12 protein-coding genes and 2 pseudogenes are annotated in these 12,908 nt (G+C 42.8%); 4 read left to right on the top strand and 10 right to left on the bottom strand.

What is annotated here, in order from left to right:
* Positions 1 to 2 precede the first annotated feature (2 nt).
* The 3 genes from ECHVI_RS20345 to ECHVI_RS20360 all read right to left on the bottom strand — a co-directional run bounded on the left by ECHVI_RS20345 (position 3) and on the right by ECHVI_RS20360 (position 3,302).
* Entirely contained in the window at positions 3 to 1,643 is a 1,641-nt protein-coding gene (locus tag ECHVI_RS20345; RefSeq protein WP_015267914.1) for a recombinase family protein, read from the bottom strand.
* 336 nt (positions 1,644 to 1,979) lie between these two features.
* Complete coding sequence (locus ECHVI_RS20355; RefSeq protein ID WP_015267831.1) at positions 1,980 to 2,162, bottom strand: hypothetical protein; 183 nt, start codon at positions 2,160 to 2,162, stop codon at positions 1,980 to 1,982.
* Positions 2,163 to 2,231: 69 nt separating this feature from the next.
* On the bottom strand, positions 2,232 to 3,302 hold the full coding sequence (locus ECHVI_RS20360; RefSeq protein WP_015267915.1) for a DUF932 domain-containing protein: 1,071 nt from the start codon (positions 3,300 to 3,302) through the stop codon (positions 2,232 to 2,234).
* A 995-nt stretch (positions 3,303 to 4,297) separates the two neighbouring features.
* Here ECHVI_RS20360 and ECHVI_RS20370 point away from each other — a divergent pair.
* Positions 4,298 to 4,615, top strand: a complete 318-nt coding sequence (locus ECHVI_RS20370; protein WP_015267916.1) for a helix-turn-helix domain-containing protein — start codon at positions 4,298 to 4,300, stop codon at positions 4,613 to 4,615.
* Positions 4,612 to 5,883, top strand: a complete 1,272-nt coding sequence (locus ECHVI_RS20375; protein WP_015267917.1) for a type II toxin-antitoxin system HipA family toxin — start codon at positions 4,612 to 4,614, stop codon at positions 5,881 to 5,883. Before ECHVI_RS20370 ends, ECHVI_RS20375 begins: the two co-directional genes overlap by 4 nt.
* 129 nt (positions 5,884 to 6,012) lie before the next feature.
* On the opposite strand, the gene ECHVI_RS20380 is transcribed toward ECHVI_RS20375, so the two are convergent.
* From ECHVI_RS20380 to tnpB (ECHVI_RS20405), 7 genes and pseudogenes are all read right to left on the bottom strand, one after another.
* Positions 6,013 to 6,858 carry a DJ-1/PfpI family protein gene (locus ECHVI_RS20380; protein ID WP_015267918.1) on the bottom strand — a complete coding sequence of 282 codons (846 nt, stop codon included), beginning with the start codon at positions 6,856 to 6,858 and terminating at the stop codon, positions 6,013 to 6,015.
* 53 nt (positions 6,859 to 6,911) lie between these two features.
* Positions 6,912 to 7,646 (bottom strand): annotated as a pseudogene (locus ECHVI_RS20385) (IS3 family transposase); the annotation flags it as partial.
* A gap of 125 nt (positions 7,647 to 7,771) precedes the next feature.
* A complete protein-coding gene (locus tag ECHVI_RS20390; RefSeq protein WP_015267921.1) occupies positions 7,772 to 8,143 on the bottom strand; it encodes a transposase in 372 nt (123 codons plus the stop codon).
* A gap of 187 nt (positions 8,144 to 8,330) precedes the next feature.
* Complete coding sequence (locus ECHVI_RS20395) at positions 8,331 to 8,846, bottom strand: YdeI/OmpD-associated family protein (RefSeq protein ID WP_217189956.1); 516 nt, start codon at positions 8,844 to 8,846, stop codon at positions 8,331 to 8,333.
* Position 8,847: 1 nt separating this feature from the next.
* Positions 8,848 to 8,925: pseudogene (locus ECHVI_RS24160) on the bottom strand (hypothetical protein); the annotation flags it as partial.
* Entirely contained in the window at positions 8,926 to 10,284 is a 1,359-nt protein-coding gene (gene tnpC / locus ECHVI_RS23910) for an IS66 family transposase (protein WP_083891993.1), read from the bottom strand.
* Between the two features lie 74 nt (positions 10,285 to 10,358).
* On the bottom strand, positions 10,359 to 10,652 hold the full coding sequence (gene tnpB / locus ECHVI_RS20405) for an IS66 family insertion sequence element accessory protein TnpB (protein WP_015267924.1): 294 nt from the start codon (positions 10,650 to 10,652) through the stop codon (positions 10,359 to 10,361).
* 22 nt (positions 10,653 to 10,674) lie between these two features.
* Here tnpB (ECHVI_RS20405) and tnpB (ECHVI_RS20410) point away from each other — a divergent pair, with 22 nt between their 5' ends.
* Both tnpB (ECHVI_RS20410) and tnpC (ECHVI_RS20415) read left to right on the top strand, forming a co-directional pair.
* Complete coding sequence (gene tnpB, locus ECHVI_RS20410) at positions 10,675 to 10,965, top strand: IS66 family insertion sequence element accessory protein TnpB (protein WP_015267925.1); 291 nt, start codon at positions 10,675 to 10,677, stop codon at positions 10,963 to 10,965.
* 172 nt (positions 10,966 to 11,137) lie between these two features.
* Positions 11,138 to 12,682 carry an IS66 family transposase gene (gene tnpC / locus ECHVI_RS20415; RefSeq protein WP_083891994.1) on the top strand — a complete coding sequence of 515 codons (1,545 nt, stop codon included), beginning with the start codon at positions 11,138 to 11,140 and terminating at the stop codon, positions 12,680 to 12,682.
* The last annotated feature ends 226 nt before the right edge of the window (positions 12,683 to 12,908 follow it).

Genomic DNA, 12,908 nt, shown 5'->3' on the forward strand with positions numbered 1-12,908 from the left:
AACTAGTCACTGCCATAGTTTATATTACTTCTGTTATTTCTTCTCTTACATATAATTGGGAGACTGTAATCTATCATTTCCATTTCTTCCAAAAAAGAGTTCGATCCGCGTACCGCCAGCTCCACCCAATGAGAGTTAGACGATTTTTTCGTTTTTCTCTCATTTTTTTTAACGCTTAAATCACTGTTTATCTGGTAGATACAACCAACTAAAGCGTTAATTCTTCCGGTTCGATAACCTGTTTTTGAAAAACACAGTTTTTCGGGGAATATCGAACCAATTAACTCTCTCTTTGTCTCGATATCTCCGTTTTCATACAGCAAATCTAGCCTGGAGAGCCTTTCCAGAGCCCTATCAACATATTTGGAATGGTTCGATACTCTCTCTGGCTTGGTCGCAGCCAATTGGTTCTCAAGCCGTGTTATTTCTTGATTACATTCTGATTTTATATCCCTATAATCATCTGCCTCAAGGTCTCCGGCCACAAATAAATCCCTGCTTCTTTTTAATTTTTCATGAAGACTTTCCAAAGAAGCTGCTACTTTTTTATGCTCCTCTCCCTCGTCCTTAAAATGGTATTTGAAGAATTCATGGAGTATTACTCCAAATATTTCAACTTTATCCTTCTTCAGGGTAAACCTTTTCATTTCACTGACCATTAGGTCATTGAATAATGAAGCCTTTTCCCTAAAACCGCACTTTGATAGACAATGGTAATAATAATAGCGTCTTGATCTACCTGTAGAGCCACTTCCAGTTAAAACCTTACCACATTTGGGACATATCAGGAATCCCCTTAATGGAAGCCTATCATCTGACGCTACTTTTGGCAAATACTCATCTCTTCCTATGTCCTGCAGAATATTCTGTACCCTATAAAATTCCCCTTCTGTAATCAAAGGCTCATGTTGGCCATTCACAAACTGGTCCTCTTCATCTTTAAATGCAGGCACGTAAATTTTTCCACAATACAATGGGTTTCGCACCATCCGATGGAAATGGGAACGGCTGATTTTAAGTCCTTTCTTTTTGACCATTTCCCAAATATTTTCCGTTGGGTACCTTTTTTTAAGAATTGTAGAAAAAACCCACTTAACGATAGAGGCTTCCGGTTCCTTTGGAGCAATAAACTTTTTTGATCCCTCCATTCGGTTTATATATCCAAAAGGTGCTTTCCTTAAATAACGCCCCTCCTTTAGGGCTCTTCTCATGCCGTGAAAAATATTCAGTGCCCTTCGATCATTTTCCACCTCAGGTGCTGCCAAATAGATCGCCAGCATCATTTTATTTTCAGGAATATTCAAGTCAAGTGGCTGTTCGTTAGCCTGTGGCTCTATATCTAAGTTTCGAAGGGTATTTATCATCTGGTAGGCATCACCCGCATTTCTGCTAAATCGGTCCCATTTTGTAAAAAGTATTTTGTCCACACCTCTTCCACGACTTTTCTTTAAGTACGTAAGAAGTTCTTTCCAACGGGGCCTGTTAAACGTTTTTGCAGAGTGATCTTCAAAAACCACCTTTCGAACCATAATATTATGATGATCACAATATCTTTTGAGGACTTCCTCTTGATTTCGTTGGGAATATCCTTTATCTGCCTGCTCATCGGTACTTACCCTTATATATAAGTCAGCTACACTCATTTTCTTTAACAATTTGATCCACAGCTAATTTAGCCAAAAAGCACATTACCTCCAGAATACCGCTGGATTCTTCCAATGATATTTCTTCTCCATGACTTTTAAATATCTCCCTAATCTTTTCAGGTGTGAGTCCACATTTTTTCGGACTGAATTTATCCAAATCAATCATTAAGATAAGTTCACCAATGAATTGGATTAATATTCACACCGAATTCAGAAGGTGGAATTATATAGTTTTAATAGAAAAACTTCCAGAATTAATAATTTCCCAATATTGGTTCCTTGCTTCTTTCTTCAAAAGAAAGAAGTCCGGGGGTATCGGACTTACCGGAAGCACTAGTTTTCTTCTTTCAATTGTTTAAGTTTCCGGAGCATATCTTTCCAGTAGGCCTGCCTGCCTTTTAGAAAGGCGCTTGCCTTTTCTGATATTTTATATTGGCTGAACATTTCAGCCTGTTTTATGGCTGCTTCCAGATCGGTTATTTCGATGGACTTTCCGTCCTTATCTATAATTTTCATCACTGCTTAAAGTTAAAGTTGTCAAAATGATATAATGGGGCAGGCTTCCACCCCTGCCCCATTCTTGAGTTACTTATGGACCAATATTTTTGCTCCCCTGTCCACAAAATCCGCGCATAGGTCAAAGGCTTTTTGTCCTTTCAATTGGGCAGTCCCACCCAGCAATATAGATCTGGTCTTGTCCTGCTCGGATTTAAATCGCCTAACATTCTGAAAGTATCCCGTCACGGCATTATACGTCCCAAACACCGTTCCTTCAGTGGACGGTAACAGTTGGGCGTCCCCCATCATGGCATAGGCAAACGCCTCTTCACATTGGTTTTTAAAAGCTGTGGATACCTTGTCATATTCTCCCCTGTAGAGGTTGTCCAGGGTATCCCTATTGGGTGCCAGCGCCAGCTCTATCAATCTTTTGACTTCCTTATCCTTGATTTTCACCTTTGCCCACCTGTTGAATACCGTTTCCAGGTTTGCCCCTGTTTCCGTTACCAGGCCCATCAAGCGGTGGGCCAGTTGCAGCCTTTCTTTGGCCCCTGATGTATGGCGGATCCTCACCACATTTGTTTTCCGTTGAAATGCGGCATTCAGGGTATTCTGACAAACTACCCTGATAGGGGTAAATGCGGCCATAATACTTCCTGTCCCATCGTGCGAGGTTGTCAGGAACAGGTATTGCTCGATCAGATCCTCCTTTCCTACCAAAATCCCATCAGGCAATTTGGCCGTGATAAACACCCTTTCCCCCTCCCCCAATGCTCCGGCCGTTTCATACTTCACCCCTTTCCCTTCTTTGATGATGGCATCAAAGAAAGAAAAGGCATCCCGGTTCTGTACGATACCGTAATCCTTCCCTACTACCCCAAATACCTTTTGGGTGTCGGTCCTCATGGTGGCAAACTGATCGGGTACCGGGATTTCTGTACTGGAATTATCAGGCCCGTTTTCACCATCACCAATCCCTTCCCGTTTGGTAAATAATGGTGCTTTGACCACCTCATAATCCAATCCTGCAAATTGAATGGCCTCCTTACTGGTAGGGTAATTTTCCACCACTTTCCCCAACTTATGCCATGCCGGCTGTTTGACACTAAAAAAGCTGTGCTTTCCTGTTCTCTCGTTATAATGGATATTGTGTCCCATGATCTTGATGATTTAAAGGGTTGTACATTTATTTTGCTTCCCTTTTGCCGATCCTCTAAAAGCCTGTGGAAAAAACATTTTTTTAAAAGAAAAAACGGCAAAAAAGAAAGCTCCACAAAAGGGGCGGCCCTCAGGCAAAAAGGAAACGGAATAAAGGAAAGGCAGCGGGGAGGCGGTGTTTATGCCGTCCCTTTTTGCCCGCACGTTACGGACTCAAGCCAAGGCCGCCCCTACCTTAGCTTCCCTTTTCTGCCGTTCTTTCAAAAAATTAAAGGTATTGTCCTTCCCTTCAACAGGTACAATGAATTAATATCAGGAAGACAATCCTACCCATTCCATAATCAAAAAAACGGACTGAATTTCCGGCTTGAAGCAGATATGAAATTATCCTTTCCAGCCCTGTGGAAAGGGTTAATGGAATGGAAGCTAAAATGGGATTTTTGTCCAAGACGGTTAGCAAGGCAGCTCTTTCCCTGAAATGAAGTTTACGTAGTAAAAGGGAATGGGCTAGCCTGTAATTGTAGCGGGTTTATGTTATGTAAAACACATGCTTAAAAGTGTTACTTTCACCAATGATTTGATTACTGCTTTCCAATATTTTAATTTGTAATTCATTTATTTACCTTTTATGAAAAGAATAAGGATTCACTTTATAAGCAGCATAGAAAATGGTCCCCTTAAAAGAAAATAGAGCGAATTGGGGGCATTAATGATAATGGGGAAAAGTGGAGCATCTCAGTTGAAGAAGCCTTAAAAGGATTAAATGCCGGGCTTTGGGAATTTTATGTTTACCATGGAAACAGGGAGGTATCCATAACTTCCCAAACTTTTGAACAAATCCTATCTGTTGAGGATGGACGCAATAACATGGTTTTTTTTGAGGAACTGATTGTGGACAGTACTCATCTATACTGATGAGACACCAATTAAACCGACACATTAATGTAAAATAAAATTAACATTTATTATTGTATTTGTAAATTATAATTTACATTATGTCAAAATCTAATATCATATTGCTTCCCAAAAACAAGAAACTTTTAGCGGTTTTGGGTGAAAACATCAAGTTGGCCCGTTTACGCAGAAAGCTTACCATGCAACAGGTTTCTGAACGTGCGGGGATATCCCGCCCAACGCTATCTTCTCTTGAAAGTGGAAATCCAACAGTTTCCTTAGGAATTGTACTTCAGGTGTTATTGGTTTTGGGTCTGGAAAAGGATCTACTTTCCATCGCCAATGATGATCTACTTGGAAGAAAAATACAGGATGCAGACCTTACCTTAAAACAACGGGGCCCAAAAACTGGCGAATGACAATGGTATCCAGCAGAAAAGAAATTTTAGTATATGCCCATTGGGAAGGGATAGCTTCCCCACTACTAATGGGAACCTTGTATGCTAGTCCAACAAGGGGCAAGGAAATATTTTCCTTCCACTATCATAAAGACTGGTTAAGGTCAGACTATGCACAGGTCATAGATCCCGATTTACATTTGTTTGAGGGGCCTCAATACCTTAACGATGATATGCCTAATTTCGGAATATTTCTGGATTCCTCTCCTGACCGCTGGGGCCGTGTCCTGATGATGCGAAAAGAAGCTGCCAAAGCACGCCAAGAAGGACGAAAAACCAAGCCATTAATGGAATCAGATTACCTTTTGGGAGTATATGATGGCAACCGAATGGGTGGTTTAGGTTTTAAGAATCCTCACGGGGGGGGGGCATTTTTAGATGACAATAAAGAAATGGCTGCCCCTCCGTTCGCCTCCCTTAGGGATTTGGAATTTGCAAGTCTTCAATTGGAAAAAGAAGACGCCCCTGATCACCCTGAATACCTCAAATGGCTAAATATGTTAATGGCCCCTGGATCCTCATTGGGAGGTGCAAGGCCTAAGGCAAATGTACAGGACAATGACGGAAGTTTATGGATTGCCAAATTTCCAAGCCAAAACGATGGTCACGATATCGGCGCATGGGAAATGCTCACTTACCAACTTGCTGTTCGCTCAGGTATCGACATGGCCCCGTCCAACATTCAAAAATTCTCCCACCATCAACACACGTTTTTCACCAAACGATTTGACCGTAAAGAAGATGGTACCCGTATCCACTTTGCCTCTGCCATGACTCTTTTAGGTTATACGGATGGAATTGATTACCATGACGGTGTAAGCTATTTGGAGCTAGTGGAATTCCTAATGCAAAGCGGTGCTGATGTTCAGAGGGATTTAAAAAGGTTATGGAAGAGGATTGTTTTCAATATTTGTGTATCCAATACAGACGACCATCTGCGGAATCATGGTTTTATCTTAAGCCGTTCAGGATGGTTGCTATCCCCTGCATACGATGTCAACCCCATTCCAAACGGTACGGGGCTCAAACTGAATATCTCAGAAAACGAAAATGCCCTGGATCTGGATCTAGCAATGGAAGTAGCCCCGTATTTTAGAATACCTGATAAAGAGGCAAAAAATATAATTGACTATATTAAGGTTCAGGTAATTGACTGGAGAAACATGGCGAAAAAGTTAGGTGTTTCCAGATCTGAAATTGAATTAATGGAGAGTGCCTTTATCCTCTAATTAAGAGCTCTAAGGTTCAGGTCATAATACTCATCCTTGCTTATCTTTTTCATGATGCAAGATTACAGCCCAAACAGTTATCAGAAAATATGGGGTTTATCGGACGGATACCATTATTGTACATAGTATTTATTTTTTCCATTCCTGTAATCTGTCGAGATACAAATATGACTCAACAAATTTTCGGTGTTCTTTACTTGATAATTTTTCTAATAATTCTAATGAAGAAATATATGAAGCCAAGTTTCCATTAGACGATAAAAATTTTCCATCTTCCATATAACTTACATTTCCGTCATCTTGAACTTTTAGATTGGGATAATTTTTTTGTAAGTCTTCTCCGCCACCAATCCAAGTCACAATTTTCTTTCCGTCAGCAATTCCTGACTCTCCAATCAAAGTTGCTCCTGCACAATTACTTACCGTATATTCTGTGTTGTTATTTTGAGCCTTAATAAAATCAACCAAGTTTTGATTTTTAACCTGTAAAGACATATCATAAGCACTTGGAACTATCAAAACATCTAATTTCGGTGAATTTTCTAAAATGTAATCTGGAAACATTTTTAATCCTTCTTCACTTACAATGAAATCGTAAGTTTCGGCAATTGTAATTACGTTAAAAAGTTGTTTTCCATCTTCTGTTAGTTTTGTAAAAACATCCATTGGAGCAGTCAATTCTGTAGTTAGTACATTATCATACATTAATAGTCCAATGGTCGGTAAATCTGGATTTAACTGCTTTAATTTTTCGGATAATTCTTGCTGCTGTTTTTCCGTTAAAAGAATAAGTCCATTTTCCTTATTTCTTTCAAGGACTCTTGGACTACAACTTGCTAAAGGGTCAGAATTTGTTTCCGTTTTATTTTCTACAATTGTTTCTGTTTTGTCATTTGTCGCATTGCCCGAATTTTTGGAGTTACAGCTAAATAACAGTGCTGTAAAAATTAATGTTGCTGGAATTATATTTTTCATTTTGTCTTGTTTTTTATATGTCACGTCCTAAAATACGGCTACGGATTTAAGGCTTAATTGAGGTTAAAGTTATACACCATATCTGGTGTACTAAAGTTTAAAGATAAGTGCATTCGTTTATGGTTATAAATTTTGATTGCATTTTTCACGGCTCGTTTAGCGTGCTCAAGGTTTGTGAAGCATTCGTCAAGGTAAAATTCACTTTTTAAAATACCATTAACCCTTTCAGCGACAGCATTTTCATAACAGTGGTTTTCTTCGGTCATGCTGATGAGCATGTTTCTTTTCTTAAGCTCTTTTACATACTGATTGCTGCAGTATTGAATACCTCTGTCGGAGTGATGAATGGTTCCATCCTTAAGCCGGGACTGCCTCTGGGCCTTTTGGAGAGCCCTGAGGCATCCCTTAAGTTCAAGTGAATCACTGATGTCGTAACCCACTATTTTACGAGAATACAAGTCGGTAATTAAAGCCAGATAACAAAAGCCCTTGACCATTCTGATATAGGTAATATCGGAGACCCAGACCTGATTGGGACGGACAATATCCAGATCTTTAATCAGGTTATTGTATTTGTAAAACCGGTGAAAAGAATCCGTGGTTTTATGATTGGTTTTTTTACGCCTTATGAGCATATTTTCATCACGAAGGATGTTGAACAATGCATCGCGCCCAAGCTTGATTCCTTTGTATTCCAAAGGGAATTTTAGAGCCTTGATCAGCTTTCTGGTACCTACCCTTGGTTGCACGGATCGTTCGTGTTTTACCAAGTCTAAAATCATTTGATGCTCCTGCTGTTTCTTATCGAATCACTTAAGATGTTTGTAGTAAGCATCACGGTGTACACCAAATAGCTCACAGGTAGCTTTTGTAGATGCCAGCCCTGAGTCTTTGCTGTGTTGTATTGCTTTCATCAGTGCTTTATGTTTAGATTTTTTTTTAACTCCTCTACGTTTTTGTAGCCCAGGTTTTCAGCGGCCACTTCCAGGTAAGAGTCACTTACAAGCTTCTCCATATCCTTACGAATAAGTAGTTCTTTGAGTTGCTCAATTTCCTTTTTTAAGGCTCTGAGCCGGCTTACTTCATCTTGATTTTCCACAAGTATTCGGGTATTCATTAAGTCTTTACGGTCATACTTTCTAATCCATTCATTGATGGTTGAAGAGTTGATACCATAAAGTTTTGCAAGTTGTGCTTTGGAACAATGTCCCTGGCTAAGTTCGTTTAAAACTTTGAGTTTGAAACTCTCGCTGTACCGTCTTACGGTCTTGTCATTTTTATACATATCTACATGTTTAAGTGTAGACATATTTCAGGACGGGTCAATACTACCGCCAACGGTGAAGTATAAGCGTAGTGCGGGATTAGTAGCACTTCCAGTTTAATCCTATGTTTGTTAATATTCAATTCGTTTAAATTTATCACTTGCGACCACATTACGCTTTTACAATGTTGGCATCTGGCTTTTTCTACTATGTTTCTTTCCATTTGCCTTTTTCCTTGGCTATCTCTATAAATTTTAGTCCGTGTCCTGTCATTAATCCCTGTTCAATCATCCGTTCGGCACGTTCAATATTTCTGTCACTCCAATTGCTCCTTTTTGGATTGCGGAGCGTAAAGGTCAGGTAATAACTTTCTTCATCACGTTTTTTGCAAAGGCTGTCAATCCAACCAAAACACACGGCTTCTTCTGTTGCCTCAATTAAACTGACACAGGCTTTCGTACTATTCTTTTTGTGTAGTATTAACCAAATGGATTTTTCAGTTTCACAGTTTTCGTTCAACCATTTTCGCCACTCTTTTCTTGTTTTACAATATATGGCTGGTCTGCCGTCTTTCACTTCCATCATTCTGCAGTCTTTTTCTCTGTATCCATCCGACCAACCCCATCTTGGATTGGAAGTATTTTCATTTAGGCCTGTATTCTTCCCAGTTTGAAGGCAGAAGTTTATAAAGATCTTTTTGCTTGTGTGATTGTATTCTTTCAAACACGTCCTTGAGCCAATCAAACTCGTTGATTTTATTCTTTTTGCAGCTTGCCATGAAGGAGTACATGGCAGCGGTCATTTAGGCTGCCTTATGTGAACCGGCAAACAAAAACCCCTTTCGTCCTATAGCCAGTGGCCCGACTGAGTTTTCGACAAGATTATTATCGATTTCCATCTGTCCGTGCAAAACATATGCACTTAATCCAGCCCATCTTTTATGTGCGTATGCTATGGCCTGTCCCATCGGGCTTTTGGGCCTGTAGCTGTACTGCTTTTCTTCCATCCATTTGTCGAGGTTTTCCAATACAGGCTCCGCATGTTCCTTTCTCAATGCTGTCCGCTGTTGCCAGTCCATCGCCCCATCCCGCATCTTTGCTTCAAGGAGGTATAGTTTCTGGATTTCGTCCAGAATATAGTTAGCCTGTACCTCATCATCCTTTACAGCATCCATGAACTTCCTGCGGGCATGCGCCATACAGAAGGTCAGGTGGATATCCGGGCGGTTACCATAAAGTGAATCATAGACTGTATAGCCATCCGTCTGGATGATGCCCTTAAAATCTGCAAGCATTTTCTTGGGACCTGACTGATCCCTGCCCTTTTGGTAATCGAATAATACAAGCCTGTCCACAGGAGCATGATAAAGCCACATGTACCCCTGATGGATATTGTTTTTATGATCCCTGTCCAGGACCTTTATCGGTGTCTCATCTACCTGGAGATATTTTTGACTGGTGACTATCAGTCGAAGTAGTTCCCATAGTGGTTTGAGGTGATCCCAGCCTTTCATGATCCAATCCGATGCACTTGAGGCGGGGATGCGTACACCCATTTTGGTATACTTATCTATCTGCCTGTGGAGAGGCATCCCATAGACGTATTTGTCAACAGTCATCTGGGCGATTACCGATTCAGAAGGAATCCCTTTTTCTATCACCCTATCAGGAAGTACCCCGATGATGATACCTTCACCGTTGGCCCTGGCATACTTGGGACGGATATAACGCTTCACGTAGAATGATGCGGGCACAACCTCAAGGACTTCTGTTACTTCCTCGCCTATCCTCACGCAGCCTTCGGTAGGCTCGGACGGCTCGATCACCACCTCTTCCCTCCTGAGTTCTTCGGGAAGGTTCATACGTCCCGTTCCTTTTGCCCTTTTTTTTGGAGTTGGTTTTTCCGCTGTAGAAACTGTTCCGGAAAGTTCTTCCTGTACTGATTTTGTGGTGCCGAGTTCAAAAAGTCCCAACTGGTCGTCACCGACGTTGCCCTTGCGTTTTTCACTCCTGAACCCAAAAAGGTGCCTGCGGAGCTTGTCGAGTTCGGACTGTTGGTCAGAGATGACCTCTTCTTTTCTGAGCAGGGCTTCTTCTTTTTCAGATATGGTCAACAGGGCTTCTTTATACAGTTTTTTGTAGTCTTTCCCCCCGTTTTCCATGATATAAAGATACCATAAAAAAATGGCTTTGAATACATTTACAGGCTGTTTTTACACCCAAAAGAGTACTTTTTTTACACTCTTTTTAAGGCGTCATAGCGCTTCCTGTAGCTCACCGATTCAAGCCTTACCCCCTGTAGGAGAAGGCTCAATTGACGGCTTGTGATTGCGTTTCCAGAGAGTACTGGACATTCAAAAGTACCCTTTTCGAGCTTTTTGATATACATGGCAAAACCGTCTTTATCCCACTGAAGTATGCGGATCTGGTTTGACCGTTTACCGATAAAAACAAAAACATCCCCATTCATCGGGTCAAAGCCAAGTTTGTTCCGGTCCAGGCCTGAAAGCGAGTTGATACCGAAGCGCATGTAATGTAAAATTTTACATTACATGCGCAAAAGTTTCGATGGGCTTCAGGGACTGGTCAGCTCCCATACCGACAGGGATCCCCTCTCGGGAGATGTCTTTGTTTTCCTCAACAAGTCCAGGACACTGATCAAGCTGCTGCACTGGGAGCACGGCGGTTTTGTGCTGTACTATAAGAGGCTGGAAAAAGGGACCTTTGTGCCCCCTTCGCCCTGGGAGGGGTGGACGGTCAGCTGGCCGGAACTGGTACTGATGGTAGAGGGCATCAAAGTGGAAAGGTCAAGACAGTCGCCCCGCTACGTGCACGGAAGGTAAAAAAAACACCTGACCGTGGTTCAGTTTTTTTCAGGGGCAACCGCCCCTGTATCCATTAATGGGGTGTTTTGGTTCCCGTCTGTTCAAAATACTCTCCTGAAGCCGTTTTTTCCACCGGGCCTGTGGAAAAATAATCCATGGAAGACCGCCAGTGATGTATTATTTTCGGGGCATGTCAAAACCGCTCGACCAGTTGACCAAAGCAGAACTGATTTCCCTTTTGGAAAAAAAGGAACTGGAATCGGTACGCCGGCTGGAGGAAAAAGAGCAGGAGATCGAGCGTCTGCGTGGGATTGTCGACCGTTTTGCCCGCCTGGCCTTTGCCCAGAAGCGGGAACGCTTTGAGGCCAACAGGGACCAGCTTCCCCTTCCCTTTGGAGCGGATCCCGTAAAGGAGGAGCAACAAGGAGAGGAGCTGGGCAAAAAGATCGGGTACATCAGAAAGAAACAGCCCAGGGAGAGCCATCCCGGAAGACACCCGCTTCCCGGCCACCTTCCCGTGGAAGAAATCGAGATCCACCCCGAAGTCGACCTTTCGGAGATGGAATGCATAGGTTCGGAGGTGACCGAGGAGCTGGACTATGTCCCTGCAAAACTTGTTGTCAGAAGATACATACGCTACAAGTACGTGCCAAAGCAAAAAACCGGCAGCACGAAGGTAGAGATAGGGACCCTTCCCTCGAGGTTCATCGAAAAGGGGATTGCGGGGACAGGCCTTCTGGCCAGCATCCTGACCGACAAATATGTGGACCACCTGCCGCTTTACAGGCAGCTGCAGCGCTTCAAAAGGGAAAAGATCCCGATAGCGGCATCCACCATGGACGGCTGGGTCCGTCAGAGCCTTGACCGGCTGGAAATCCTGTATGATTGCCTGCTGGAGGATACCCGTTCCAAGGGCTACCTCCAGGTGGACGAATCGACCATAAAGGTATTGGACGGCGAAAAAAAGCAGGCCGCCCACCTGGGATACTATTGGGTATACCATAACCCGATGGACGGTACGGTATTGTTCGATTACCAGAAGGGCCGCGGGGGCAAGGCCCCGGAAAGGATGCTGAAGGACTTCAGGGGGTACCTGCAGACCGACGGCTACAAGGTGTATGAATGCTACGGCAGCCGGAAGGAGGTTACCCACCTTGCCTGCTGGGCCCATGCCAGAAGGGAATTCTTCGAGGCCAAGAACAATGATGCCAAAAGGGCCGAGACGGCATTGCTGTTCATCCAGAAACTCTATGGGGTGGAAGCCCATTGCCGCGAAAAGGGGCTGGATGCGGACCAGAGAAAGGCCTACCGCCTTGACCACGCCCTGCCGGTGCTCAACGGCTTCGCCGAATGGTTCAAGGCCGAACTGCCCAATGTGCTCCCGAAAAGTGCCATGGGAAAGGCCATGCTCTATTCCATGAACCGATGGGCAGAGCTGTGCAACTACCTCCTGGACGGCAACCTGGAGATCGACAACAACCTGATCGAAAACACCATCAGGCCACTGGCACTGGGAAGGAAAAACTACCTGTTCGCCGGCTCACATAAAGGTGCCGAAAGAGCGGCCATAGCCTACTCCTTCTTTGCCATGTGCAAGAAAGAGGACATCAACCCCTATGAGTGGCTCAAATATGTCATGGACAACATCATGGACACCAACCACAGGGATATCAGAAAACTATATCCACGAAACTACAAAATGAAAATCCTCAAATTACAAGGACGGGATTGCTAGGGGGGATACAGTTAATCTAACATTTCCTTTTCATCCAAAATAGAGCTCGATCAACATAACGCCAGCTCCAGCTGACGGGACGATCAACAATTATTCTGAGTATTGATTTCATCAGAAAGTTTCAAAATCATCATCAAATCTTCCGCAAACCGGTTCGAAACAAACAACAAGCTGTCAACATTTTGACACAGTAGATAGTGTTATTCACTCATCCTCCCAATAATAC

This window comes from Echinicola vietnamensis DSM 17526 (genome assembly GCF_000325705.1).
GTDB lineage: Bacteria > Bacteroidota > Bacteroidia > Cytophagales > Cyclobacteriaceae > Echinicola > Echinicola vietnamensis.

Coding starts and splice junctions, on each gene's coding strand:
- ECHVI_RS20345 (WP_015267914.1), bottom strand. CDS start 1,643: ATGAGTGTAGCTGACTTATATATAAGGGTAAGTACCGATGAGCAGGCA.
- ECHVI_RS20355 (WP_015267831.1), bottom strand. CDS start 2,162: ATGAAAATTATAGATAAGGACGGAAAGTCCATCGAAATAACCGATCTG.
- ECHVI_RS20360 (WP_015267915.1), bottom strand. CDS start 3,302: ATGGGACACAATATCCATTATAACGAGAGAACAGGAAAGCACAGCTTT.
- ECHVI_RS20370 (WP_015267916.1), top strand. CDS start 4,298: ATGTCAAAATCTAATATCATATTGCTTCCCAAAAACAAGAAACTTTTA.
- ECHVI_RS20375 (WP_015267917.1), top strand. CDS start 4,612: ATGACAATGGTATCCAGCAGAAAAGAAATTTTAGTATATGCCCATTGG.
- ECHVI_RS20380 (WP_015267918.1), bottom strand. CDS start 6,858: ATGAAAAATATAATTCCAGCAACATTAATTTTTACAGCACTGTTATTT.
- ECHVI_RS20390 (WP_015267921.1), bottom strand. CDS start 8,143: ATGTATAAAAATGACAAGACCGTAAGACGGTACAGCGAGAGTTTCAAA.
- tnpC (WP_083891993.1), bottom strand. CDS start 10,284: ATGGAAAACGGGGGGAAAGACTACAAAAAACTGTATAAAGAAGCCCTG.
- tnpB (WP_015267924.1), bottom strand. CDS start 10,652: ATGCGCTTCGGTATCAACTCGCTTTCAGGCCTGGACCGGAACAAACTT.
- tnpB (WP_015267925.1), top strand. CDS start 10,675: ATGCGCAAAAGTTTCGATGGGCTTCAGGGACTGGTCAGCTCCCATACC.
- tnpC (WP_083891994.1), top strand. CDS start 11,138: ATGTCAAAACCGCTCGACCAGTTGACCAAAGCAGAACTGATTTCCCTT.